This window comes from Streptomyces sp. NBC_00287, from assembly GCF_036173105.1.
Lineage (GTDB): Bacteria > Actinomycetota > Actinomycetes > Streptomycetales > Streptomycetaceae > Streptomyces.
Window position 1 is genome coordinate 966359 of record NZ_CP108053.1, and the last position, 25506, is coordinate 991864.

At 71.6% G+C, this 25506-nt stretch carries 21 protein-coding genes and 1 pseudogene; 12 read left to right on the forward strand and 10 right to left on the reverse strand.

All coding sequences use genetic code 11. The features are described from left to right. Window positions 1-10: 10 nt before the first annotated feature. Entirely contained in the window at window positions 11-1408 is a 1398-nt protein-coding gene (locus OHT76_RS04780; protein WP_328869472.1) for a DUF6421 family protein, read from the reverse strand. A gap of 393 nt (window positions 1409-1801) precedes the next feature. On the opposite strand from OHT76_RS04780, the gene OHT76_RS04785 reads away from it, so the two are divergent. Next, window positions 1802-2485 carry a glycerophosphodiester phosphodiesterase gene (locus tag OHT76_RS04785; RefSeq protein ID WP_328869473.1) on the forward strand — a complete coding sequence of 228 codons (684 nt, stop codon included), beginning with the start codon at window positions 1802-1804 and terminating at the stop codon, window positions 2483-2485. Window positions 2486-2488: 3 nt separating this feature from the next. Here OHT76_RS04785 and OHT76_RS04790 read toward each other — a convergent pair whose 3' ends face one another. After that, window positions 2489-3025, reverse strand: coding sequence for a GNAT family N-acetyltransferase (locus OHT76_RS04790; protein WP_328869474.1), 537 nt, complete (start codon window positions 3023-3025; stop codon window positions 2489-2491). Between the two features lie 73 nt (window positions 3026-3098). Here OHT76_RS04790 and OHT76_RS04795 point away from each other — a divergent pair, with 73 nt between their 5' ends. Together OHT76_RS04795 and OHT76_RS04800 are read left to right on the forward strand one after the other, a co-directional pair. After that, on the forward strand, window positions 3099-3491 hold the full coding sequence (locus tag OHT76_RS04795) for a VOC family protein (protein ID WP_328869475.1): 393 nt from the start codon (window positions 3099-3101) through the stop codon (window positions 3489-3491). Between the two features lie 76 nt (window positions 3492-3567). Continuing rightward, a complete protein-coding gene (locus tag OHT76_RS04800; protein WP_328869476.1) occupies window positions 3568-4335 on the forward strand; it encodes a VOC family protein in 768 nt (255 codons plus the stop codon). 62 nt (window positions 4336-4397) lie between these two features. Here the strand turns inward: OHT76_RS04800 and OHT76_RS04805 are convergent, their stop codons facing one another. Further along, window positions 4398-4916 (reverse strand): MarR family winged helix-turn-helix transcriptional regulator, encoded by a 519-nt coding sequence (locus OHT76_RS04805; RefSeq protein ID WP_328869477.1) that lies wholly within the window; start codon window positions 4914-4916, stop codon window positions 4398-4400. A gap of 150 nt (window positions 4917-5066) precedes the next feature. On the opposite strand from OHT76_RS04805, the gene OHT76_RS04810 reads away from it, so the two are divergent. Further along, the gene (locus OHT76_RS04810) at window positions 5067-5594 is read left to right on the forward strand and encodes a DUF5134 domain-containing protein (RefSeq protein ID WP_328869478.1); all 528 of its coding nucleotides are present in this window, start codon (window positions 5067-5069) and stop codon (window positions 5592-5594) included. A 33-nt stretch (window positions 5595-5627) separates the two neighbouring features. Here the strand turns inward: OHT76_RS04810 and OHT76_RS04815 are convergent. Then, window positions 5628-6843: pseudogene (locus OHT76_RS04815) on the reverse strand (RNA-guided endonuclease InsQ/TnpB family protein). Between the two features lie 347 nt (window positions 6844-7190). Here OHT76_RS04815 and OHT76_RS04820 point away from each other — a divergent pair. The 3 genes from OHT76_RS04820 (at window position 7191) to OHT76_RS04830 (ending at window position 9469) form a co-directional block, all read left to right on the forward strand. Continuing rightward, a complete protein-coding gene (locus OHT76_RS04820; RefSeq protein ID WP_328869479.1) occupies window positions 7191-7901 on the forward strand; it encodes a phosphatase PAP2 family protein in 711 nt (236 codons plus the stop codon). 9 nt (window positions 7902-7910) lie between these two features. Continuing rightward, the gene (locus OHT76_RS04825) at window positions 7911-8633 is read left to right on the forward strand and encodes an HAD family hydrolase (protein ID WP_328869480.1); all 723 of its coding nucleotides are present in this window, start codon (window positions 7911-7913) and stop codon (window positions 8631-8633) included. A gap of 158 nt (window positions 8634-8791) precedes the next feature. Next, window positions 8792-9469 carry a TetR/AcrR family transcriptional regulator gene (locus tag OHT76_RS04830; protein ID WP_328869481.1) on the forward strand — a complete coding sequence of 226 codons (678 nt, stop codon included), beginning with the start codon at window positions 8792-8794 and terminating at the stop codon, window positions 9467-9469. A 2-nt stretch (window positions 9470-9471) separates the two neighbouring features. Here OHT76_RS04830 and OHT76_RS04835 read toward each other — a convergent pair whose 3' ends face one another. Beyond that, entirely contained in the window at window positions 9472-9954 is a 483-nt protein-coding gene (locus OHT76_RS04835) for a DUF6214 family protein (protein WP_328869482.1), read from the reverse strand. Between the two features lie 198 nt (window positions 9955-10152). Between OHT76_RS04835 and OHT76_RS04840 the strand changes: the two genes are divergently transcribed. Then, window positions 10153-11496 (forward strand): FAD-dependent oxidoreductase, encoded by a 1344-nt coding sequence (locus tag OHT76_RS04840; protein WP_328869483.1) that lies wholly within the window; start codon window positions 10153-10155, stop codon window positions 11494-11496. A 72-nt stretch (window positions 11497-11568) separates the two neighbouring features. Beyond that, on the forward strand, window positions 11569-12900 hold the full coding sequence (locus OHT76_RS04845) for a nucleobase:cation symporter-2 family protein (RefSeq protein ID WP_328869484.1): 1332 nt from the start codon (window positions 11569-11571) through the stop codon (window positions 12898-12900). Here the strand turns inward: OHT76_RS04845 and OHT76_RS04850 are convergent. The 3 genes from OHT76_RS04850 to OHT76_RS04860 form a co-directional block, all read right to left on the reverse strand. Beyond that, window positions 12897-17171, reverse strand: coding sequence for a cation-translocating P-type ATPase (locus tag OHT76_RS04850; protein WP_328869485.1), 4275 nt, complete (start codon window positions 17169-17171; stop codon window positions 12897-12899). The genes OHT76_RS04845 and OHT76_RS04850 overlap by 4 nt on opposite strands. Before the next feature lie 8 nt (window positions 17172-17179). Continuing rightward, window positions 17180-17638 carry a hypothetical protein gene (locus tag OHT76_RS04855; protein WP_328869486.1) on the reverse strand — a complete coding sequence of 153 codons (459 nt, stop codon included), beginning with the start codon at window positions 17636-17638 and terminating at the stop codon, window positions 17180-17182. Window positions 17639-17782: 144 nt separating this feature from the next. After that, window positions 17783-19084, reverse strand: a complete 1302-nt coding sequence (locus tag OHT76_RS04860; RefSeq protein ID WP_328869487.1) for an extracellular catalytic domain type 1 short-chain-length polyhydroxyalkanoate depolymerase — start codon at window positions 19082-19084, stop codon at window positions 17783-17785. 302 nt (window positions 19085-19386) lie between these two features. Here OHT76_RS04860 and OHT76_RS04865 point away from each other — a divergent pair, with 302 nt between their 5' ends. After that, window positions 19387-20160, forward strand: a complete 774-nt coding sequence (locus OHT76_RS04865; protein ID WP_328869488.1) for a pectate lyase — start codon at window positions 19387-19389, stop codon at window positions 20158-20160. Between the two features lie 63 nt (window positions 20161-20223). On the opposite strand, the gene OHT76_RS04870 is transcribed toward OHT76_RS04865, so the two are convergent. Then, window positions 20224-20982, reverse strand: a complete 759-nt coding sequence (locus tag OHT76_RS04870) for a PaaX family transcriptional regulator C-terminal domain-containing protein (protein ID WP_328869489.1) — start codon at window positions 20980-20982, stop codon at window positions 20224-20226. A 75-nt stretch (window positions 20983-21057) separates the two neighbouring features. Between OHT76_RS04870 and OHT76_RS04875 the strand changes: the two genes are divergently transcribed. After that, window positions 21058-22713, forward strand: coding sequence for an acyl-CoA dehydrogenase family protein (locus tag OHT76_RS04875; RefSeq protein WP_328869490.1), 1656 nt, complete (start codon window positions 21058-21060; stop codon window positions 22711-22713). A gap of 93 nt (window positions 22714-22806) precedes the next feature. After that, window positions 22807-24777, forward strand: coding sequence for a HEAT repeat domain-containing protein (locus OHT76_RS04880; protein ID WP_328869491.1), 1971 nt, complete (start codon window positions 22807-22809; stop codon window positions 24775-24777). Window positions 24778-24834: 57 nt separating this feature from the next. On the opposite strand, the gene OHT76_RS04885 is transcribed toward OHT76_RS04880, so the two are convergent. Further along, on the reverse strand, window positions 24835-25398 hold the full coding sequence (locus OHT76_RS04885; protein WP_328869492.1) for an Rv1733c family protein: 564 nt from the start codon (window positions 25396-25398) through the stop codon (window positions 24835-24837). Window positions 25399-25506: the final 108 nt, after the last annotated feature.

Genomic DNA, 25506 nt, shown 5'->3' on the forward strand with positions numbered 1-25506 from the left:
GTACGGTCGCTCACGCGGCGACCCGCTCGGCGCTGTCCGCCGTGATGCCCTTGGTGGAGGCGATCACGTTCTTGAGCTTCTTGGACAGGGCCTCATAGAACATGCTCAGCGGAAACTCGTCCGGAAGCACATCATCGACGAGCTTGCGCGGCGGCTGGGTCAGGTCCAGGGCGTCCGGACCCTTGGCCCACTTGGAGCCCGGGTGCGGGGCGAGGTAGGTGGAGACCAGCTCGTAGCCGGCGAACCAGTGGACGAGCTTGGGGCGGTCGATACCGTCGCGGTACAGCTGCTCGATGTCGGCGCACAGCTGGTTGGTGACCTGCGGGGCGCGCTGCCAGTCGATGAACAGCTTGTTGTCGGTCCAGCGCACGACGTCGTGCTTGTGCAGGTAGGCGAAGAGCAGCTGGCCGCCGAGACCGTCGTAGTTGCGCACGCGCTCGCCGGTGACCGGGAAGCGGAACATCCGGTCGAAGAGCACCGCGAACTGCACGTCACGGGCTTGCGGGACGCCCTCGGCCTCCAGCTTCACGGCCTCCTTGAAGGCGGTGAGGTCGCAGCGCAACTCCTCCAGGCCGTACATCCAGAACGGCTGGCGCTGCTTGATCATGAAGGGGTCGAAGGGCAGGTCGCCGTGGCTGTGGGTGCGGTCGTGGACCATGTCCCACAGGACGAAGGCCTCCTCGCAGCGCTTCTGGTCGTGGACCATGGCGGCGATGTCCTCGGGCAGCTCAAGGCCCAGGATGTCGACGGAGGCCTCGGTGACCCGGCGGAAGCGGGCGGCCTCGCGGTCGCAGAAGATGCCGCCCCAGGTGAAGCGCTCCGGCGCCTCGCGCACGGCGATGGTCTCCGGGAACAGCACGGCGGAGTTGGTGTCGTAACCGGCCGTGAAGTCCTCGAACTTGATGCCGCAGAACAGCGGGTTGTCGTAGCGGGTGCGCTCCAGTTCGGCCAGCCAGTCGGGCCAGACCATGCGCAGCACGACCGCTTCGAGGTTGCGGTCGGGGTTGCCGTTCTGCGTGTACATCGGGAAGACCACCAGGTGCTGGAGGCCGTCCGCGCGCTTCGCGGCGGGATGGAACGCCAGCAGCGAGTCCAGGAAGTCCGGCACCTCGAAGCCGCCCTCGGCCCACCGGCGCAGGTCCTTCACCAGGGCCGCGTGATAGGCGGCGTCGTGGGGCAGCAGCGGGGAGAGCTCCTCGACGGCCTCCACAACACGCCGTACGGCGGCCTCGGCGCCCGAGCGCTCGGGCGCGCCCTCAGCCGCGAAGTCGATCGACCCGTCCTTGGACTGCCATGGCCGGATCTGCTCCACCGCATCCTTGAGCACGGGCCATGCCGGGTGCTCCACCACCCTGGCCGCAGGAGGAACCTGCTCCCCCACACCCGACTGCACAAGAATTTCCGTCATGTCCCATCCTCCACGGGAGAACCGCTCGTAAGGACACCGTATGCGTGCGAGGTTCCTTCCAGCAAGAGGAGCCTCGGGAAATTATCCTGCGCGACCCCCATCGTCACCGAATTTTTTCCTGTCTGATCGAGTAGAGGCACTCGTGCGGGGTATGCACAATGATCCGGCCGGTCAATGTCCGCGAGACTCGCCCACGGCCGGGTGACCGACCGCCCGGGGCACACGCGAACGCCGACCAGGTACTGGCCGGATCCTTACGTCCACCGGGCTGATCCCGGTTGTACGCACGGGTTTCATCCGGTCCCCCGGCGGTTAGGCTGCGGCCCTGCCGCGCGAACGTCTCGCTCCGGTCGCGCGCGTGCCGAGCCGCCGTCGACGGAAGCGAGTCGAACCTTGAACTTCCTTACCATCGGTCACCGCGGAGTGATGGGTGTCGAACCCGAGAACACCCTCCGTTCCTTCGTCGCCGCCCAGCAGGCCGGCCTCGACGTCATCGAACTCGATCTGCATCTGAGCAAGGACGGCCACCTCGTCGTGATGCACGACACCGACGTGGACCGTACGACCGACGGCAGCGGCCCGATCGCCGAGAAGACACTCGCGGAGCTGCGCGCCCTGGACGCGGGCAAGGGCGAGCGCGTGCCGGTCTTCGAGGAGGTCCTGGACGCCGTGGCGGCACCGCTGCAGGCCGAGATCAAGGACGTGGCCGCGGCACGGGCACTGGCCGAGGTGATGGGGCGGCGGGATCTGGTCTCGCGCGTCGAGGTGTCCTCGTTCCACGACGAGGCGGTCGCCGAGATCGCCCGGCTGGTGCCGGGGGTACGCACCGCGCTGATCGGCAGCCGCTACGGCACCGACATCGTGGAGCGGGCCGTCGAGGTGGGCGCAGGAACGGTCTGCCTGAACATCCGCCGCCTCACCCTGGAAGTCGTCGAGGCGGCCCGCGAGGCGAACCTGAAGATCATCGGCTGGGTGGTGAACACCCAGGACCATCTGCGTCTCGTGCGCGCCCTGGGCCTGGACGGCGCGACCACCGACTACCCGGAGATCAAACGCACGGGACGCTTCACGGCCTGACGGTCAGCCGAGCTCCTTGGTCAGCAGCTCGAACTGGAGGTCCTCGCGCTGCGGGATCCCGAAGCGCTCGTCGCCGTACGGGAAGGGGGTCATCTTTCCCGTACGGCGGTAGCCGCGGCGCTCGTACCAGGCGATGAGGTCGTCGCGTACGGAGATCACGGTCATGTGCATCTCGGTGGCGCCCCAGCCCTCGCGGGCGGCCCGCTCGGCCTCCGCGATGACGACCTTGCCGAGGCCCGCGCCCTGGAGGACGGGGCTGACCGCGAACATCCCGAAGTAGGCGTGGGTGCCGCGGTGCTCGAGCTGGCAGCAGGCGACGACCCGGCCGTCCCGCTCGACCGTCAGCAGCCTGCTGTCGGGAGCCTTGATGACCTCCAGCACGCCCTGCGGGTCGGTGCGCTGTCCCTGCAGGATGTCCGCCTCGGTGGTCCAGCCCGCCTTGCTGGCCTCACCCCGGTAGGCCGACTCGATCAGCGCGACCAGCGCGTCGACATCGGCGTCGGTGGCGTCACGGAAGGTCAGTCCGGCGGCGGTCTCCATGGGGCGCGTCTCCACTTCTCGGCACTGCGCGGGCAGGGACGAGAGTAACGCGCGGCCGCTACGCTCCGGGATCATGGTGCATGTACTCAGCAGCAGAATCCTGCTCCACCCCGTCGACCCCGACCGCTCGCGCGCCTTCTACGGCGATCAGCTGGGCCTCGCCATCCAGCGCGAGTTCGGTACGGGCCCGGAGCGCGGCACCGTCTACTTCCTCGGCGGCGGCTTCCTGGAGGTCTCGGGCCGCTCCGAGACCCCGCCCTCCCCCGCGCTCCAGCTCTGGCTCCAGGTCGAGGACGCGCAGGCGACGCACGAGGAACTGCGCGCCAAGGGCGTCGAGATCGTACGGCCGCCGGTGCGGGAGCCGTGGGGGCTGATCGAGATGTGGATCACGGATCCGGACGGCACGCGGATCGCCCTGGTGGAGACTCCGAAGGACCATCCGCTGCGGTACCGGCCGGGGATCTAGCGCGGCTCTTCCGATGGCCCGGGTCCGGTGCGGGGCTTAGCGTGCTGGAGGGGGTCTGCCTCTTGGAAGGAACGCCATGAAGCTCGACAGGCCGGTGACCGGCGGGCCCTGCTGGACCGAGCTCGGGACCAGTGATCTCGACGCCGCCAAACGGTTCTACACCCGGCTCTTCGGCTGGCGCCCCGAGACGGACCCGCGCCAGGAGGCGGGCGGCTACACGATGGCCCACCTCGGCGACAAGGCGGTCGCCGCGCTCACCCCGCTGTACCAGGAGTCGCAGCCCGTCGCCTGGAACGTGTCCTTCCTGGCGGCCGACGTGGACGACACCGCGGCGCGGGCCGAGGCATCCGGTGCGACGGTGCTGGTCGGCCCGATGGACGTCTTCGACGTGGGCCGGTTCGCGGTGGTCCTCGATCCGACCGGGGCCGCCTTCCAGCTGTGGCAGGCCCGCAGCTTCCCGGGCGCGGGCCTGTTCAACGCGCCCGGATCCCTGGGCTGGGTGGAGCTCATGACCCGCGCCCCCGAACGGGCCGTGGCCTTCTACACCACCCTGTTCGGCTGGAGCGTCAACGCCTCCGAGCACTACACCCAATGGGGCATCGAGGGCGCCGACTTCGGCGGCATGGTGACGATGGACGACAAGTTCCCGCCCGAGGTGCCGGCGCACTGGCTGCCGTACTTCGCCGTGGCGGACGTCGACGACGCCGCGGCCACCGCGACCGAGGCGGACGGCACCCTCCTCATGGAGCCGACCTCGGTGCCCGAAGGACCGCGGATCGCGGTGCTGCGGGATCCGCAGGGCGCGGTGTTCGGGGTGTATCGCGCCTCGGACTACGAGGACTGAGGCGCCTGAGCCGCCTTCCTACCGCCGCTGCACCCACAGCCGTACCGAGCGCACCCTGAGCCTCACACGCGCAGTGCCCCGAGCCGCCCCTCCAGCTCCATGAGCAACTCGCCGAGCCGCGTGGCGAGTTCACCGCGTCCGTCGCGGTCGATGCCGGACAGTACGGCCGTCTCGTAGGCGAGTTGCTCGGGCAGGATGCCGTCGACGAGTTCGCGCCCCGCGTCGGTGAGGCGGACATGGGAGACGCGGCGGTCGCGGGCGTCGCCGCGGCGCTCCACCAGGCCGCGCTCGGTGAGCTGCTTGAGGCGCTTGGTGACGGCCGCGCCCGAGGAGAAGGTCTCGCGGGCCAGCTCGCCGGGGGTCAGTTCATGCCCGGTGCGGCGCAGCGCGCCGAGCAGGTCGAACTCGGGGCGACTGAGCCCGGCCCGGCGCAGCGGGGCGTCCTCGGCCTGCTGAAGGAGGGCGGCGCAGCGGTTGATACGGCCGATGATCTCCATGGGGCCGGGGTGGACGGACCGCCACTGCCGGACGACGGCGGCGACCGTGTCGTCCCGTGCGCTTCCCGCTTGGGGTGCCGTCATGGTCGTACGCCCTCCGTAGTGCGGTGACCTGCCGTGCTCCCATGAATGCTCCCCGTGTACACCCTTGCGCTCGCGTGCGCGCCGCATTGGCACGGGCATCCTCCGACCGACCGCGGGCGACTGCCCGGCACCGTCGAGCGGGGAGGACGCGTGCATCTACCGGCTTCGCCCGGCTGGCTGCTGGTCGCGCTGTGCGCGGCGACCGGGGCCTACTGTCTGCTGCGCATGCGCAGCAACGTCGAGGAGCAGCGCCGGGCCGCGGGCGGCGAGGCGTTGATGGGCTTCGGCATGGCCGCGATGGCCGTGCCCGCCGCGGTGTTCACCCCGCCTTCGTGGACCTGGCCCGGCTACGCGGTCGTGTTCGGCGTGGCGGCGCTGCGCGCCCTGTGGGCGGCGCGGGCGAGCGCGCACCACCTCCACCATCTGGTGGGCGCCTCGGCCATGGTCTACATGGCGGTCACGATGTCCGCCTCCCCCGGCCACGGCGCCTCCGGCGTCCCGCTGGTGACGGGCACACTCCTGCTCTACTTCACCGGGTACGTACTGCTGACCGGCGTCCGGCTGGTCCCCGTCACCGCGGGCGGCGGCGCTGTACGCCTGGGTGACCGGCCTGAGTTGGCGCGGGCGTGCCGGCTGTCGATGGGGATCGCGATGCTCGCCATGCTGCTCACCATTTGAATCCTCCCCTCCCTGAGGGAGGGGATTCCTGGCTCAGGCCGCCTCCCGGAGCAGCGCTCCAGGAGGTCTTCCGCCATCAGCACCAGCCGGGTTGAGACCAGCCCGGACGAGCATCACGCGCGCGGAGTTCTTGTCCCGTGGGGACACGGCTCCGCACGCCGTGCAGGTGTAGGTGCGCTCACCCAGCGGCAGTGCGTGCTTGGCTCTCGCATCGCAGTGCGCGCAGTCCATCGTGGTGTGCGCGGGATGTACGAGGCGGATGTCCCGCCCGTGCTTGCGGCCCATCTCGGTCAGCGCCGTCTTGGTGGCGCCGATGGCGGCGTCAGCGGCCTTGCGGGCCATGGTCGTTTTCGCGAGGAACTTCGGCCGGAAGTCCTCGACAGCAATGACGTCGTGGTCGCGGACCACCTTCTTGGCCCACTTACGGCCGGTGTCCTCACGCTGCCTCGCGACCTTCTTGTACGCCTTCGCCCGCAGCCTCTTCGCCTCGCGGTAGCCCTTCGATCCCGGCTGCCCCTTCATCGGCTTACGGCGGGCCATCATCCGGTCGTACCGGGACAGTTCCTCCTTCGCCTTCTTGCCGTGCTCGGCGTGCGGGAGGTCATGGCCGTTGGACGTGGTGGTGGCGGTCTCCTTCACGCCCCAGTCGATGCCGAGCACACGGCCGGTCGACGGCAGCGGCTGCACCTCGACGGGCACGACGAACGAGCAGTACCAGTGCCCCAGGATGTCCTGGTACACGCGCACCGAGGACGGCGCGGCCGGCAGGTCGCGCGACCACACCACGGTCAGGATGATGCCCCCGGCCAGATGCAACTGGCCGCCCTTCAGCCGGAACCCGCGCTTCGTGTAGTTGAGGGTGGGCCGCGCCTCGCGCTTCTTCTTGTGCCTCGGCATCCCGGCCCGCTGCTTCTGCGGCAGGCGTTCCCTGATGTCCTTGTGCGCCTTGGCGCGGGACCTGCCGAAGTCGCGGATGACCTGCTGCTGGGGAACCGACGAACCCTCACAAAGCCACGGCGTACGGGCGCGGGCCTCGGTCAGCATCCTGTCGAGCTGCGCCGGACCACACGTCTGCTTCTCCCCGGTGACCTGGTTGTGCAGGTGTACGGCTTTTGGACTTGGCGACGCATTCGTTCCACACCCACCGACACCTGCCCCACTCCGCCGTCAGGGCGGTGCGTGCGGTGGACGACACGCGCAGCCGGTTCGTGTAGCGGGCATGCCCGGCCCCCGCAGCAGCAGCCCTCACCTACGCCATCTCGCCCCCCTCACAGTCCCCTGCCGGGACGCCCCGGCATCCCGAACCCTCCGAAGGACCATACGTACGACAGCCGTACACACGTGCACCGATCCCACAGCCGCCACCCCAACCAGCGATCACAGGCACACGCGTTCGCACAACCTCGGCGGTGCCCACAGGGTTCAGGGCGCTTTCTGCGCCCTGAACCGGATGTGGCGACATTTTCCGCGTCGCAACACCCGGATGCGATTCCTCCCCCGCATGAACACCGGGGCATCCTCGCAAGAAACTGGTGAGGCCCTCGGCTCGCGGTCCGGCATTGGCCTCCCGCCCCAGGAGTCGGCGAGTATCGCAGTATGCACACCCAGTCCGTCGACTCCCCGACCCGACCGCAGGGTCAGAGGCCCGCCGCCCGCTGGGCCGGCGCGCTCGCGCTGTGCTCCGCGCTGCTGCTGGCGCTGGTCGCGGTCCGCTGGCACCCGCTGCTGACCCTCGACGGCGACATCGCCGAGACCACGCACCGCTGGGCGGTCGACGAGTCGGGGCTCACGCACACGTTCCGGATCCTGACGGACTGGGTCTGGGATCCGTGGACCATGCGTATCCTCTGCGCGGTCGCGGTGCTGTGGCTGCTCTGGCGGCACGCGGCGGTCTGGACGGCCCTCTGGCTGGCGCTCACCACTGCACTGGGCGCCGGGCTGCAACAGGGCCTGAAGGCCGCCGTGGACCGCTCCCGCCCGGTCTGGGAGGACCCCGTCGACTCCGCTCACTACGCGGCCTTCCCCTCGGGCCACGCCATGACCGCCACGGTAGTGTGCGGCCTCCTGTTGTACCTGCTGCACCGCGTGGGCGTCGGCCGCGCGCTCTGGCGTACGGCCGTGGCCGTGGCGGTGGTCTCCGTGGCCGGCGTCGGTCTGACCCGGGTGTGGCTGGGCGTCCACTGGGCGTCGGACGTCGTCGGCGGCTGGCTGGTGGGCGCCGCGCTGGTGGCGCTGGCGGTGATCGCGTACGAACGGTGGCCCGTGCGTTGGACCGACCTCCCCGCGCGGGAGATCACCTCCCCGTAGGATTCGAAAATGACCGCAGTCCTGTTCGACTTCTCCGGCACCCTGTTCCGTGTCGAGTCCACCGAGAGCTGGCTGCGCGGGGCGCTCGCCGAGCGGGAAGTGGAGCTGTCCGAGCCTGAGTTGGCCGGGGCCGCTCAGGCGCTGGAGCGGATGGGAGCGCTGCCGGGCGGGCCGAGTCCGGCCTGGCTGCCGGAGGAGGTCGCGAGCGTCTGGGGCGTGCGGGACAAGAGCCAGGAACTGCACCGCGCCGCGTACACCGGCCTGTCCCGGCAGGTCCCGCTCCCCTACGAGGGGCTGCACGACACGCTCTACGAGCGCCATATGACGCCCGCCGCCTGGGCTCCGTATCCCGACGCGGCCGAGGTGCTCGGCGCGCTGCGGGAGCGCGGGATCGGGGTCGGTGTGGTCAGCAACATCGGCTGGGACCTGCGCCCGGTCTTCCGGGAGCACGGCCTGGACCGGTATGTGGACGCCTACGTCCTGTCCTTCGAACACGGCATCCAGAAGCCGGATCCCCGGCTGTTCCGGGCCGCCTGCACCGAGCTCGACGCCGATCCGCGCGAGGTTCTGATGGTCGGCGACGACCGCCGGGCGGACGGCGGGGCCGCGGCGCTGGGCTGCGGGGTGCATTTCGTGGACCATCTGCCCGTGGCCGAACGGCCGGACCAACTGCGGCCGGTACTGGAGCTGATCGAGCACCGCCGGTCCGAGGACTCCGGCATCGGCGCCTGAGAAGTCGCCCGGGGCCACCATCCGGGAGAGTGCACGCCTGCCTTAGGCGATCCCCCGCGTCGCCCAAGGCAGGCGGCAACCCGAACCCGGTCGCGCAGAGCTCGACCGGACGCGCTGAGTATAGTTGGCTGGCAGCCAGTCAACGCAGGAGTTACAGCATGTCCCCGCGCAGCGCCTCGGTCAATGAAGAACTGCGGCGGCGTTCTCGGGAGCGGCTTTTGCAGGCGGCGGTCGAACTCGTCGGCGAGCACGGCTACGAGGCCACCACGCTGGGCGACATCACCGACCGGGCCGGTTCGGCGCGCGGTCTGGTCTCGTACTACTTCCCCGGAAAACGCCAGCTCGTCCAGTCCGCGGTGCACCGGCTGATGCACCGCACCCTGGAGGAGGCGCTGGAGCGGGAGCCGCACACCGAGGACGGCCGGGAGCGGATGGCCAGGGCCATCGACGCGATCCTGGGACTCGCCCGGGACCGGCCGGTGCTGATGCGCCAGCACATGGCCGGCATCCTCCAGGCCGAGGGCTTCGTGCAGTGCCCGGAACAGCGCCGCCTCGCCGAACTGCTGCGGGACACCTGCGCCCGGCACGGCTCGATGAACGTCGACACCGACTACCCGATGCTGCGCGCCCTGCTCATGGGCGCGGTGTACGCGGCACTGGTCCCGGGGGTGCCGATGCCCGTGCCGGTGCTGCGGGCCGAGCTGTTCAAGCGCTACCGGCTCGACTGGGAGATGGGAGTCCCGCCGGACACGGAGGCCGTGCCCGGCGGTACGGACGACACGGATCTGTCGCGGTTCTTCGCGACCGGGGACGAGCCCTCCGCGTCCGGGAGTTGAGCTCAGCGCCGGGCGTGACGCGGCGTCAGAAAGCCCGCGTCGCGCGCCTGGGAGATCAGCCTGAGTGACTTGCGGCGGCTGTGCCCGGTCGCGCACATCACCGCGAGGACGGGGTCGAACCCTTCCTCCTGGGCGGCCCGGTACTCCTGCGCGACCAGCCACCGCCCCTCGAGGCCACGCGGCCAGGCGGGCCGGGCCCGACGGGGCCCGACCAGCTCCTCCTCGACACCGTCGACCTCATTCTGCGATTCCTCCGCCACCAGCCCGCAGGCCTCGAACAGGGGCTCCTCGATCCAGTCGGCGAGCACCGTCAGATCGGCCAGGGACAGCGGCGGCTGCGCCCGTACGTCCTCGATGGAGACGCACCCGTCGGCCACCACGGCGAGCGCCTCGACCCGGGCACCGTCGGCGAATGCGAGCCGTACCTGGAACCACGAGGTCGCGCCCTCGCTCTCCTGCACTTCCCACGCGGGCCACACGGACACCTGGCCATCCGTCGGACAACGATCAGAAAGATTAAGAAAGGATGCTTCTAGCACACACGGAACGTAACCGCATCATCACATTCCATGAGAATGGACACGCAAGGCCACTGTGCGCGGCACCCTGTCAGCGCAGCACCGCGGATGCGATGCTGGAAGCACCAGCGCTCTCCTGAGATCCCACGGGTGAGGAGTTCCGCCGTGCTGCATGTCGCCGTCGTCGGCTCAGGGCCGAGCGGGTGTTACGCCGCGCAGAGTCTTGTCCAGCAGGATCCTGCGGTGCGCGTCGACGTCCTGGACCGTCTGCCGTGCCCGTACGGCCTGGTCCGGTACGGCGTGGCGCCGGACCACGAGAAGATCAAGTCCCTGCAGAACAACCTGCGGACGGTGCTGGAGCACGAGCGGGTGCGGTTCCTCGGCGGGATGCAGATCGGCCCGGACGGGATTCCGGCCGCCCGGCTGCGCGAGCTGTACCACGCGGTCGTGTACTGCGTGGGCGCCGCCACCGACCGGCACCTCGGGATCCCCGGCGAGGATCTGCCGGGCAGCTGGTCGGCGACCCAGTTCGTGTCCTGGTACAGCGCCCATCCGGACGCCGTCGACGACGGTTTTGTACGCGGCGCACAGTCAGCCGTGGTCATCGGCGTGGGCAATGTCGCGGTGGACGTCGCCCGCATGCTGGCCCGGGGTGCGGCGGAACTGTCCCCGACGGACATGCCGCAGGCGGCGCTGACCGCGCTGGGCGCGAGCCGGGTGACCGACATCGCCATGGTGGGCCGGCGCGGCCCCTCACAGGCCCGTTTCACCACCAAGGAGCTGCGTGAGCTGGGCTCCCTGCCGGACACGGACGTCACCGTGGACCCGGCGGAGGCCGCCCTGGACCCGGCCTGGGCCGACCCCTCCGCCCTGCCCGGCGCCCAGCGCCGCAATGTGGAGGTACTGCGCGGCTGGGCCGAGACCCCGGCGAGCGACGCGACCCGCCGGATCCATATGCGGTTCTTCCTGCGCCCCGTCGAACTCCTCGCCGAGGAAGGCCGCGTGGGCGCCGTCCGCTTCGAGCGGACGCTGCCGGACGGCCAGGGCGGAGTAACGGGAACCGGCCAATTCGAGGTGATCGAAGCCCAGTTGGTCCTCCGCTCGGTGGGCTATCGCGGAGTACCACTGGAGGGCCTGCCGTTCGACCCGGCGACCGGCACCGTGCCTCACAGCGCGGGCCGAGTCCTACGGGACGGCGTGATCAGCCCCGGCGAGTACGTGGCCGGCTGGATCAAGCGGGGCCCGACGGGAGTCATCGGCACGAACAGGCCGTGCGCGAAGGAGACGGTGACGTCGCTGATCGAGGACGCCGACCTGCTCGTAGGCAAAGAGGTGCCCGAGGATCCGCTGACCGTGCTGCAAGCGGAGGGGATCGAGCCGGTGCAGTGGGAGGGTTGGCAGGCGATCGAGAAGGCGGAGGCGGAGCTGGGGGCAATGCTGGGCAGGCGAGTGGTGAAGCTGGCGGACTGGCAGTCACTGCACGACGCCGCGCACGGGGGCGCGGGCTGACCCCGTAGCGAGACACAGAGCAGCAACATCCTGGAAATCAACAAACTGTTCAAGCCGCTTACGGTCTCGCCCATGACCTCCACGCACCCCGTCGACGAAGTCCCACCCGCCCGCCAACTGGCCGCCTTCGGCCTACAACACGTCCTCGCGATGTACGCAGGCGCAGTCGCCGTCCCGCTCATCGTCGGCGGCGCGATGAAACTCCCGCCCGCAGACCTGGCGTATCTCATCACCGCCGACCTCCTGGTGTGCGGCATCGCCACCCTCATCCAGTGCATCGGCTTCTGGCGCTTCGGCGTCCGGCTGCCGATCATGCAGGGCTGCACCTTCGCGGCCGTATCGCCGATGGTGATCATCGGTACGACCGGCGGCGGGCTCCCCGCGATCTACGGCTCGGTGATCATTGCGGGACTCGCCATCATGCTGCTGGCGCCGGTCTTCGGAAAACTGCTCCGCTTCTTCCCGCCGCTCGTCACGGGCACCGTCATCCTGATCATCGGTATCTCCCTGCTGCCGGTCGCGGGCAACTGGGCGGCGGGCGGCGCCGGTTCGGAGGACTTCGGGGAGCCGAAGAACCTCGCGCTCGCGGCGTTCGTGCTGGCGGTGGTCGTGGGCGTGCAGAGGTTCGCGCCGGTTTTCCTGAGCCGGATCGCCGTGCTGGCCGGCATCGTCGTGGGGCTCGCCGTCGCCGTGCCGTTCGGGTTCACGGACTTCGGCGGGGTGTCCGACGCGGATTGGGTGGGGATCAGCACGCCGTTCCACTTCGGCGCCCCGACCTTCGAGGTGTCGGCGATCGTCTCCATGCTCGTGGTGGCCCTGGTGTGCATGACCGAGACGACCGGTGACTTCATCGCGGTCAGCGAGATGACCGACCGCAAGGTGGACGCACGGTCCCTGTCCGACGGACTGCGTGCGGACGGCCTGTCGACCGTGCTCGGCGGTGTTTTCAACACCTTCCCCTACACGGCGTACGCGCAGAACGTCGGCCTGGTCGGTATGACCCGGGTGCGCAGCCGCTGGGTCGTCGCCGCGGCGGGTGGCATTCTCGTCCTGCTCGGGCTGCTGCCCAAGCTGGGCGCGGTGGTCGCGGCGATACCGGCGCCGGTGCTGGGCGGTGCGGGTCTGGTGATGTTCGGCACGGTGGCCGCGAGCGGCCTGCGGACTCTCGCTCAGGTCGACTTCCAGGGCAACAACAACCTGACGGTGGTGGCGGTTTCGGTCGCCATGGGTGTGCTGCCGGTGGGCGTGCCGACGCTCTACGACGAGTTCCCGGACTGGTTCCAGACAGTGATGCACAGCGGGATCAGCGCCGGGTGCCTGACGGCGATCGTGCTGAACCTGCTCTTCAACCACCTTCCCTCGAAGGCGTCGATCGAGGTGGCGGCCCGGGAAGAGGTGGCCTAACGGCTCAACCGCAATACAGCCTGCTCCAGTTGCGGCAGGGCCCGCTGGCTCGCCACCGCCGCCGCGATCGCCGCGGCCACCCCGGCCCAGGCGATCGGGCCGAGCGGCGTACAGCCGAACAGTCGGCTGACGCCCGGGGTCTGGACCAGGGCCACCAGGGCGGCGGCGGAGCCAAGGGAGGTGACGCGGACCAGGGGGCTGTCGCGGCGGTCGGCGAGGGTCTGGGCGAGCTGGGTGCCGACCACGGCGCACAGGGCCATCGTCGTGGAGCGGCGGGCCGAGCCCGGGGTGAACCGGCCGATCAGCCAGGCCGCCACCGCACCCAGGGTCGTGGTCATGGCCCGGTGGCGGATCTGTTCCATCAACGGTGCGCCGAGCAGGGAGGTGCCGAGCGGCTTGTTGTCGCGGGTCTCTTCGTCGCTCGGGTCCTGGTGCGCGGTGACCGCGACGGCCATCGCCGGGAACAGGTCCGTGAACAGGTTGACCAGCAGCATCTGCCGGGTGGACAGCGGCGCGGACCCCGCGAGGAGCGTGCCGATGATGCCGAAGCCCACCTCGCCGGCGTTGCCGCCGATGAGGATGGCGATGGCGTCGGCGACGCTGTGCCACAGTTCGCGGCCCTCGGCGATCGCCTCGATGAGGACGGTGAGGTCGTCGTCGGTGAGCACCAGGTCGGCCGCGTTGCGGGCGGCGGCCGAACCCCGGGCGCTGATGCCGACGCCGATGTCGGCGGCGCGGATGGCGGCCGCGTCGTTGGCGCCGTCGCCGACCATGCCGACGACCCGTCCCGCATCCCGCAGCGCCTCGACGACCTGGAGTTTCTGCTCCGGCGCGACCCGGGCCACAACACCTGCGTCGCGCAGCATGCGGGCCCGCTCCGAGCGGTCCGCCTCGGCCAGTTCATCGCCGGTCACCACGGCCGTGTCCTCGGGCCAGCCCAGTTCCACGGCGATGGCGCGGGCGGTCTGCGGATGGTCGCCGGTCAGCATCACAGGACGTACGCCTTCCTCGCGCAGCCCGTGCACCAGCGCCTGCGAGGTCTCGCGCGGTACGTCGGCCAGGGCGAGCAGTCCGGTGAACTCCAGGTCCCGCAGGGGTTCTTCGAGTACGGCCGCGTCTTCCGTGTCCTGCCCGCGCTGGGCGACCGCCAGGACGCGCAGTCCGTCGCGGGCCAGCGACTGGGCGGCCTCGGTGGCATGGTCCGGCAGGTCCCGGCAGGCGGGCAGGACGGTTTCCGGGGCGCCCTTGACCACCATCACGTGGACGCCGTCCTCGGCGTGGCCGACGGCGGCCGCGTAGCCGCGGGCGGCCTCGAAGGGCAGCTCCTCGGTCTGTGTCCAGTCCGGATCCTTGTCGGCCGCGTCCAGGACCGCCTCGTCGGTGGCGTGCACCGGCCGGTCCGAGCCGCCTTCGTCGCGTTCCGGGCAGGCGCGCGCCGCGACCCGGAGCACGTCCGCGCTCGTCTTCTCGTCCGGCTTTCCCGTGTTTCCCTCGGCGTCGGTGACACGGACCAGGCGCAGGCGGTTCTCGGTGAGGGTGCCCGTCTTGTCGAAGCAGAGGGTGTCCATCCGGCCGAGGGCCTCCAGCGTGCGCGGGGCCCGCACCAGAACGCCCCGCTGGCTGAGCCTGCGTGCGGCGGCCAGTTGGGCGGCCGTGGCCACCAGCGGCAGCCCCTCGGGGACGGCGGCCACCGCCACCGCCACGCCACCGCTGACCGCCTGCCGGATCGGGGCGCCGCGCACCAGGGAGAGGCCGGTCACCGCGGCGCCGCCCGCCATGGTCAACGGCAGGGCCTTGGCGGTGAGTTCCTGGAGCCGGGCCTGCACTCCGGCCGACGGTGGCTTGCGGGCGGCGAGGGAGACGGCACGGGAGGCCTCGGTGCGGTCGCCGGTCTCCACGACCACGGCCCGAGCCTGTCCGGCGACCACGGTCGTACCTTCGAAGACCATGCAAAGGCGGTCGGCCACGGGCGCGTGCGGAGTGGGGGCCGTCTGCTTGTCCACGGGCAGCGACTCGCCGGTGAGCGCGGACTCGTCGACCTCCAGGCCGTCCTCCCAGAGGAGGCGCGCGTCGGCGGGGACCACGTCGTCGCCCTTGAGTTCGATGATCTGGCCGGGGATGAGTTTGGCGGCGTCGACGGTGCGCGGGGACTTCGCCTCGTCCTGTGGCGCGAGGCGGGCCTTCTGCTTCTGCTCGGCCAGCAGCCCGGCCAGGGCACGCTCGGCCCGTAGCCGCTGCAGGCCGCCGACCAGGGCGTTCAGATCGAGTGCGCCCACGACGAGCAGCGCGTCCACCGCGGAACCGAGAATCGCCGAGGCCGCCGAGCCGACCGCCAGCACCGGGGTGAGCGGATCGTCCAGCTCGCCGCGTACCGCCCGGGCCAGCTGCACCGACCAGCGGGCCGGGGCCAGCACGGGGACGCGGCCGGCCGCGTCGGCCGCCCGGTGGACGCGGGTCGTCGCCTGCTCCACGACCGACGGCTCCCCCTCGGTGCGGCGGCGCAGCCGGGACCGTACGTCGGAGGGCCGCAGGGCGTGCCAGGCCACGCGCGCGCGTGGGTGCGGCGCGGGCGTCACCGCCACGCCGAGGGCGGCCCGCGCTCCGGACCCCAGCGCGAACGCGGCGCTGAGATCGACGGGAGCGTGCCGCAGCCCGGGGATGGCGGCGCGTCGGCCGCGCCGGGACTCGCCGATGGCGACCAGCAGCCCGGAGAGCGCGGCGCCGGACCGGGCCAGCGTCTGCGACCTGCGGCCCACCTTGCGGGCGGCGGGCACGGAGGTGAGCAGTCGCCATACGTCGGCGAGGCCGCCCGGGGCCACGACGTCCGCACCCCACACCACGGCCGCGTCGCGGTCCGCGAGCGCCACGGCCACGTCGGAGCCCAGCAGCCCGTTCAGGATGTCGGTGTCGGCGGCCGAGCCCGGCCGGGCGACCGTGATGACGCCGCCGTGTTCCCGCAGCGACTCGACCACGTCGGCAAGCGGCCGATCGTGCACGACGCGGTCGGCGAGGGCGGTGAAGTCCTCCAGGGCGGGATGGTCGACGACCACGACACGCAGCCCGGCGTGGCGTGCGGCGTCCAGGACGGCCTCGGTCCACGCGTCCGCGCCCGCGTCCTCGTCGTCGGTGCACAGGGCGCTCGGGTGCAGTACGAGTGTGCGGGCGGTCTCGAGGCGGCGTACCCGTTCCGGGTCGCGGACCAGGACTCCGGTGCGGGCCAGTGCGCAGCCCAGGACGGCGTTGAAGGCGGCGGGTCCGTAGCGGGCGGCCTTGGGCGAGCCCGCGAGCACGGCCTCGGCGGCCTCGGCGGCGTCGTGCTTGACCAGCAGGGTCGCGGCGGCACCGAGCACGCTGCCGGTCTCGGCGTGGTTGGCGTACTCGTGGGCGGGCGTGGCACGCAGCGGCGGGCGCGGGCAGACGTCCGGCGCCACATCGGAGCGGTCGGGTACGCAGAGCCGGTCGTGGACCGCGTCGAAGGCGGCGGCCCGTGCGACGGTCTCCGCGAGCTGGAAGGCGCGCAGGGTCCCGTCGAGCAGCAGGGAGGTCGGTGTCTGTCCGGCGCCGTGCGCGGCGGCGTTGGCGCAGGCCAGGAGCAGGTCGGTGCGGGAACGGCCGTAACGGTCGCGCAGCAGGCTTCGGAAGCGCGGGTTCTCGCGCAGCAGGGTCATGGCCGCGGTGACGAAGCGGGGCGAGGGCGGCAGCCGTAGCGCGTACGCGGTGAGCGCGGCGCCGGTGCCGACGGCGTCGGCCAGGAGTGCCGCCGCGGCGGTGCGGATGCCGGCGGGGTCGCCGGGGTGCGTGAAGTCCTCGATCTCGTCGTCGCTCGGGCCGAGTCCGTGCCGTTCGGCGAGGGCGGCCGCCTTCTCCAGCACCCGGTCCGTGACGGCTTCCTCGCGCGCGGCCACGACGAGTCGGGCCAGTCCGCCGTCCCAGTAGGCGTACGCCACCTCCGGATGCTCCGCGAGGGCCGCGGCCACCCGCCGCGCGGCGCGTGCCGTCCCGCCCTCCCGCCGCACCCGGTCCGACGCGGGCCGCAGTGCCAGATGCGCTCGTCGGCCCGAGCGCCAGTGGTCCTCGCCGCCCGGCAGCGCGTTACGGGCGACGCGGGTCACCCTGACGACGGCGTCAGCGCTCCTCACCCCGGCCCGCGCCGTCCCGGCCACCGCGCCGGCCGCGACGCCCACGGTGGGCGCAGCTCCGCGCGCCAGCAGGCGGGGGCCGGCCAGCACCAGTGCGGCCGCGGCGGCCGAGGGGCCTGTCAGCAATCCCATGGCAATCCTCAGCTGGTGGTACGACTGCCGCGGCGGGCGGTGGACGACTTCGCGGACGACTTACCGGTCGGGGCCTTCTTCGCGGGGGCCTTCTTGGCCGGAGCCTTTCTGCTCGACGCCTTCTTGGTGGGCGCCTTCCTTGTTGCTGTCTTCTTGGTGGCTGTCTTCTTGGTGGCCGAACTGCTCGTCGTCCCCGGCTCCTCGTGCTCCTGCGGTCGTGGCTGGGTCAGCCAGGCCACGGCCGCCCCGGTGACGGCGACGGGCCACTCCACCAGGCCCGCGACGCCGAGCAGACCGGCTCCGGTGTAGACCGCGATCCGCCGTCCGCGCGGCGACACGGTGCCGATCGCGTCGAGCGTGCCCCCGGCCGCCTTGCCCACGGCCGTGGCACCGGGCACCTTGCCGAGTGCCGAGGCGGTCGTGCGCAGAGGCTGGGGCAGCGTGGTCGACGATGTCTCGTGTGCCATGACTCTTCTCGCCTCCCGAGCGGATCTCCGCAGACATCTGCGGATCACTTCTTGATCCGGCGGGTTCCCGGTATTCGGATTCCGAAAAGGAGACGGGGGCGGGTTCCGGCCGTCGGGGACACTTCGCCCCCGACGGCCGTGGCATCACCCCACCGTGCAGGCGGTGCCGTTCAGCGTGAAGGCCCCCGGGGCCGCGCTGTTGCCCGTGTGGGTCGCCTGATAGCCGATGTTCACGCTGGCGCTCGGCGCGAGCGTGCCGTTGTACGAGGCGTTCGTCGCCGTGACCGCACCGGAGGCCGGGGTGTACGTGGCGTTCCAGCCGTTGGTGATCGTCTGACCCGTGGGCAGAGTGAAGCCCAATTTCCAGCCGTTCACGGTCGTCGTGCCGGTGTTGGTGATCGTCACGGAGGCGGTCAGGCCGGTGTTCCAGGCGTTGGTGGTGACGCTGACCTTGCAGGGGCCTGCCGGGGGCTGGGGGGCGGGGCCGTCGTCGTCCAGGCCGAAGAAGGCGATGGCGAGCGGGCCCATGACGCCGTAGCTGTAGAGGTTGTGGCCGACGCCCTGGAGGCCGATCGCCTCGACGGGGGCCTGGTCACCGGTGCCGCCGTAGCGGGTGCGCGTCCAGCCGGACTGGGGCGAGTCGGTGGCGGCCGGGGTCTGGCCGAGGCCGAGCACGTTCGTCCACTGCTTGATCTCCTCCCCGAAGTTGGGGTATCGCAGGACGTCGTCCTCGGTGCCGTGCCAGAGCTGCATACGGGGCCGGGGGCCGGTGTAGCCGGGGTACGCGGACCTGACGAGGTCGCCCCAGGCCTGCGGGGTGCGGGTGATCGTGCCGTTGGCGCAGGCGCTGTTCCACTCGGAGCCGTCGGTGGTGGCGAAGCAGCCGAACGGGACGCCCGCGAAGGCGGCACCCGCCTTGAAGACGTCGGGGTACACGCCGAGCAGGACGTTGGTCATCATCGCGCCGGAGGAGATACCGGTGGCGTAGATCCGCGCGGTGTCGGCGTCGTAGGTGCCGGTGACCCAGTCGACCATGGACTTGATGCCGACCGGGTCGCTGCCGCCGCCCCTGGTCAGGGCCTGGGGCGAGGCGACGTCGAAGCACTTGCTGGCGCGGGTGACCGAGGGGTAGATCACGATGAAGCCGTAGCGGTCGGCGAGCGAGGCGTACTCGGTGCCGGAGTGCATCGCCGGGCCGGATCCGGTGCAGTAGTGCACGGCCACCAGGACCGCGGGATGGTCGGTCACGGTGTCCGGGACGTACACGTACATCTGCAGATTGCTGGGGTTGCTGCCGAAGTTCGTCACCTCGGTGAGCGTCGCGGTGGGGACGACTTCGGCGGCCTCGGGGCGGGCGGCGGCCGAGGCGGGGGCGGTGACGAACAGCGCTGCGAGCGCCGCTAACAGGGCGATCAGGATCAGCGGTCTTCTGGTGGGGGTGGGCACGTCCTTGTCCCTTCTGGTGACGGCTCGTGTGGCGATCGTGGCATGGACACGCCCGCCATGGAAGCGCTCCCACGCCATGACATGGAGAGCCCTTGCCCCCTACCGGCCTGACCGATTTCTTTTGCGCGAAGCGTTGACCAGAAAGCGCTTGCCCCCTACGTTCCGTTCAGGAGTGTGACCGAGCCGCGATGCAACTCCCCCAAACGGTCACCCTGCCCGTGGACGGCGTTCTGCACGACAAACAATGTTCACAAACATGATCTCGCAAGATCTGACCCCCACTCAGAAGAAGGCATCGGGACATGACTTCACGGAACACCAGGCGTCGCGCCCTGATCGGCGGGCTCGCCTCACTCGGCGTCACGGTTGGCATGATCACGACAGGTACGGCACCGGCGGCCCACGCGGCCACCTGGCCGACGCCCACGAGCAGCCAGCCCGTCAGCGCCACCATCCCCGTCTCCGGCACGGTGGACGGCGGGATGAAGCGGTACTACGGCAGTGGCGACCTGGCAGGCGACGGCCAGGAAGAAGGCCAGGACCCCATCTTCAAGCTCGCGGCCGGCGCGACGCTCAAGAACGTCATCATCGGCGCGCCCGGCGCCGACGGTATCCACTGCGAGGGCAACTGCACCCTCCAGAACGTCTGGTGGGAGGACGTCGGCGAGGACGCGGCCACCTTCCGCGGCGGCTCCACGTACACCGTGACCGGCGGCGGCGCCAAGAAGGCCGCCGACAAGGTCTTCCAGCACAACGGGCCGGGCACGCTGAACATCTCCAACTTCGCCGTAAGCGAGTTCAAGACGCTCTACCGCTCGTGCGGCGACTGCTCCACGCAGTACACGCGCAAGGTCAACCTCAGCAACATCGAGGTGACCGGCACGGGGACCACCGCGCGCCTCGTCGGCATCAACGTCAACCGGGGCGACGTGGCGACGCTGCGCGGCATCACGATCCTCAACGACGCGAGCCGCAGGGTCATCCCCTGCCAGAAGTACAACAACAACACCGCGGTCGGCACGGGCCCGGACAGCACCAACTGTCTGTACTCGACCTCGGACATCACCTACCGCTGATCCCCACGCGGTGAAGGCGGCCGTACGAAGCGTCCCCGCACGGCGCTTCGCACGGCCGCCGTGTCATTCCCGCTCGGCACGCGCGCGTACCTGCTCGGTCACCTCGCGCTGGTAGCCGGTGTAGGCGGCGCGCAGCCGTGCGCCCGGCCAGTCGGCGGGCAGGAGTTCGGGCGGCAGTACCGGATCGGCCAGCAGATGGCGTACGACGGCGGCGAAGGCCGTGAACCGGTCGGCGGGGCCGTCCGCCTCGGCGATGTGCGCGAGCAGTGCCCGGGCTGTCGCGGCCCAGGCGTCCAGCGGCCACAGGGCCTGCGCCAACTCGCGTGCGGGAGCGGCCGGTCGTGCGGTGTAGTGCTGGGCCACCGGGTCGAGGTCCGTCGGCAGGGGGCGGGTCAGGTTGGCGGGGCGCAGCCAGACGCCCTCGCGGAGTTCGGCCAGGCGCAGGGCGGTCAGCCGGGTGCGCAGTTCGGCGCGTTCGGCGGGGCCGCGGCCGGTCGCGGTGATCACGACCATCTCCCAGTCGCCGTCCCACGCGTGCGTGCGGGGACGTACGGATTCGTCCTGGCGGCGCTGGCGCTCCAGCAGCCGGTTGCTGAGCCGGTAGACGGTGTCCGAGCGGTGCAGATCCCCGGCGGCCACCATCCGGCTGAGCGCGGCCCGAACCGTCGATCCGCCCACCCCGAACGGCTCGACCCCGCGCACGAGGTCCTTCACCGGCAGCTCGGGCGGATGGCTGCCGAGCAGCAGGCTCAGGACGACTGAGCGCGCGGACAGTGGGCGCAGGGCGAGCTCTCCCGTCTCCGCCGTCTCGTTCGTCCGCATGGCCACGTACTGTACGGCGCCGATCTTCATGTTGCACTATTGCTGCGACTGTAGCTGAAGTGCAACACTCACCGTATGGTCCCGACACCCGAGCACGAGCCGTACGCCACGCACGACGTCACCAACCAGCCCCCTCCCCTGGCCCCTTACGACGCCTCCGAGGACGCGGCCCTGTTCGAGGGGCTGCGGCGCGAGGGCGCCGGGTGGGCCGAGGACGACCTGCGGCGGCTGGGCCGCGAGGCCGGTGGTGCCGCGGCCCAGGAGTGGAGCGAGCAGGCCAACCGCCATGAGCCGGAGCTGCGCACGCACGACCGGTACGGCCATCGCGTCGACGAGGTGGAGTTCCACCCGAGCTGGCACGACCTGATGCGGGTCGCGGTCACCGAGGGGCTCGCCGCGGCGCCCTGGGCGGACGAGCGGGAGGGCGCCCACGTCGCCCGTACCGCGGGCGGTCTCGTGTGGGGGCACACCGACGCCGGGCACGGCTGCCCGACCTCCATGACCTACGCCGCCGTCCCCGCGCTGCGCGCCCAGCCGGAGCTCGCCAAGGTCTACGAACCGCTACTGACCAGCAGGGAGTACGACCCGGGACTGCGTGTGCCGACCGAGAAGCGGGGTCTGCTCGCGGGCATGGGGATGACCGAGAAGCAGGGCGGCTCCGACGTCCGGACCAACACCACCGCGGCCACGCCCACCGCCGAGCCCGGTGTGTACACCCTGCGCGGCCACAAGTGGTTCACCTCGGCGCCCATGTGCGATGTCTTCCTGGTGCTGGCGCAGGCGCCGGGCGGTCTGTCGTGCTTCCTGGTGCCGCGCGTCCTGCCCGACGGCACCCGCAACACCTTCCGCATCCAGCGTCTGAAGGAGAAGCTGGGCAACCGCTCCAACGCCTCCTGCGAGCCGGAGTTCGACGGGACCGTGGCCTGGCTGGTGGGGCCGGAGGGCCGGGGTGTGAAGACCATCATCGAGATGGTCAACTGCACGCGTCTGGACTGCGTGATGATGTCGGCGGCCCTGATGCGCAAGACGCTGGTCGAGGCCGGGCACCACGCCCGGCACCGCAGCGCGTTCGGCGCGCGGCTGCTCGATCAGCCGCTGATGCGCAATGTTCTGGCCGACCTCGCCCTGGAGTCCGAGGCCGCCACCACGCTCACCCTGCGGCTGGCGGGAGCGGCCGACCGGGCGGTGCGCGGGGACGCGGGCGAGATGGCATTCCGGCGGATCGCGACCGCCGTCGGCAAGTACTGGGTCACCAAGCGGGGTCCGGCCTTCACCGCGGAGGCCCTGGAGTGCCTCGGCGGGAACGGCTATGTCGAGGAGTCGGGCATGCCGCGCCACTACCGCGAGGCGCCCCTGCTGTCGATCTGGGAGGGCTCGGGCAATGTCAACGCCCTCGACGTGCTGCGGGCGCTCGGCAGGGAGCAGGGCGCGGCCCAGGCCCTGTTCGACGAACTCGCCCTGGCACAGGGGGCGGACGCCCGTCTTGACGCGGCCGTGACCCGACTGAAGGGCATGCTCTCCGAGGCCTCGCAGAGCGGCGCCCGGCGCCTGGTGGAGCTGATGGCGGTGGCGCTCCAGGCGTCCCTGCTGGTCCGGTACGCCCCGGCCGCCGTCGCCGACGCCTTCTGCGCGACCCGTCTGGGCGGCGACTGGGGCCACGCCTTCGGCACCCTGCCCGACGCCGCGGACCTGGGCACCATCCTGGACCGGGCCCTGCCCGCCCCGCACTGACCGGATCGCACACAGTCACGCCTCGATTCCGCCCCGTTGTCAGTGCCGTGGTGCAGACTCCGAACCAGGTGGTACTTGCCTGGGGAGGACTACGTGTTCACGGGGATCGACGAGGTCGACTGGGCCTCGATGCGACATGCGTACGGCAGCGCCGAGGACGTGCCCGCACTGCTGAGAGGCCTGGCCTCGGCGGACCCCGTCGAGCGTGAGATCGCGCTCGACGGGCTGTACGGCGCGGTGCACCACCAGGGAGACGTGTACGACTCGACGCTCGCCTGCGTTCCGTTCCTGTTCGCGCTGGCGGCATGTCCCGAACTGCAGGACCGGGGTGCCGTCGTGGAGCTGCTGGTCAGCATCGGCGGGGAAGGCGACGGTCCGTCCGCATTACGGGCCGCTTTACGGGCGGGCGCCGAGGTGTTCGCCCAGCTCACCGCGGACCCGGATCCCGGCGTGCGCCGGACGGCTCCCGGCGCGCTCGTACGCTTCCTGGACCAACCGGCCCGTGTGCTGGACCTGTTACGGGGGCGGATCACGGTGGAGCGGGACGACCGGGTGCTGCTCGCCCTCACCGAGAGCCTGGGCCTGTTCGTCCGGAGGAACCCCGCGCATGCCGACGCCGCGGTGGACCTCCTGGCAGCACAGAGCGCACCGCCGTACGGGCCGGAGCTACGGCTGGCCGCGCTCGGCCAACTCGCCGGGTGCGCGCCCGACCGCATACCCACCGACCTGGTCCCCACCGCCGTCCGACTGCTGCGGGAGCGGTCGGAACAGCGGGCCCGCCGAGCGGTGCTGTGCGCCCGCCCGCACTCCGACACGCTTGTCGGACATCTGCGCCGGCTGCGGCCGTCCGACGAGGAGGGCTCCCAGCTGCTGCGCACCCTGCACCACGCGCTGGACGGCCGGGTCACCGACCGGATCGCCCTGCTGGTCGGGCAGTTGAGCAGCCCCGGCTGGGCGGACCGGTGCAATGCGGTGTGGATGTCCGGCGGGCTGTTCCGTACGTGGCGTGCCGACTTCAGCGAGCCGGTCGCGTTGATCGGGGCGCAACTGGCCGCGGAGGAGGACCGGTTGCGGGACGCGGCGGTGTCCGCGCTGAAGCAGCTCTTCGGTCTTGCGGCGCCCGCGGCCGACGGTCTGCACACGCTGGTGACGGCCCGTCCCGAGCTGTGGGTGCGGCAGTGGGAGCGGGGTGCGCCGACGTTGGGTGATCCGCTCAGGGCTCTGATCAGGTGCGGCGATCCACGGGCCGTGCCGGTGCTCGGCGAGGTGCTGGCCGGGGCCGTGGTGCCGGACGACCTGGGCCATGAGATCTCCTGGCTGGGCACTGCCGCAACACCGCTGGCCCCGGCGCTGCGGCGCCGCCTCGGCTCACTCGCCCTCGACGATCCCGGGACACCGGGGCGGGCCGCACCGCTGCTGCGGGCGCTCACCGTGCTGGGCGACACGGAGGCGGTGCCCGAGACGCTGCGGCTGCTGGAGGGCAGCGGGGTCGTCGAGTACGCGGTCCCGGCACTCGGCGCCTGGGGACCCGCCGCGCGGGATGCGATACCGGTGCTGCTGCGGCTGCTGGACACGGAGCACGCCGTCCTGGCGGCGGCCGCCCTCTGGTCGGTGCAGCAGGACGCCTCCGCTGTACTGCCCGTCCTGCTCGGGGAGTTGGCGGATCCGGACGCCCGCCGGTGGGGCGTGGCCGTGGAGGCCCTGGGGCGGATGGGGTCGGCGGCCCGTGTTGCGCTGCCGGAGTTGCGGCGGGCGACCGAGTCCGCAGGGTCGGCGGAACGGCGGGCGACGGCCGCGTGCGCGCTGTGGCGGATCGGCGGCGAGGCGGAAGCGGTCCATCTCGCGCTGCGCGCCGGGTGGGTGGAGAGGCCGCACCTGCGCCGTTCCATCGCCGCGTGTCTTCGCACGATGGGTCCCGCGGGCGCGCCGCTACGGGATCTCGTGGAGACGGAACTCGCCGCGTCCCGGCGGCACACGGCCCGCTCCGACGGTTACGGCAGCCATGACATTCCGCATGACGAGGAGCTGCTGCGGGTGTGCCGGGAGGTGCTGGTGGAACTCTAGGAGCGAGGAGTTGCTGATGGTGCACCGAGGAGTTGCTGAGGGTGCCGGGAGGCTCCTTCACCCCGTCGTGCGCCCCCACAGCGGCCCGAACCGAGCCCACTCGGCGTCCCACTGATCGATCCGCCGCTGTTCCAGGCGCCCGCGCAGCATCCGGCCGCCCGCGAACGGCGCGATCGCCGCGCACGCCCCCACCAGGCCACCGGCGAGCGCGGCTCGCAAGCGGGCCTGGGTGGGGGACGCGGGCTCGGTGACCAGGCGGCCCGTGCGGTCCGTCCAGATGGTGACCGCCGTCCCGGCCTCGCTGCCCGGGCGGACCCGGGCCTGGCCGGTGCGGTGGGAGCCGTCCGGGGCCGTCCAGCCGACCTTCGCCCACATCTGCTCGCCGTTCGAGACACCGGGCGCGTGATCGGTCAGCCGGGCCTGGACGGGGCGCCACTCGGCGCGCTCACGGGCCAGGCCGTGCTCGACGGAACCGGCCGTCGCCAGGCCTACGCTCACCCCCACGAGGACGGTGACCGCCCAGGCCCCGAGCAGCACCCAGGACTCCACCGCGTCGGCGCGACGCTTGAGCGGATTGCGCCGCCAGCGCCATAACCACACCCTCGGACCTCGCAGCGCCATCGCGGGGCTCCTCCTCATGCGCACACCCACCTGCCGGACCGCCCTCCCATACGACGGGCGGCGTTCCGATGCTCACTACATCTGCCGGTCCCCGACGGTCGCACGCGC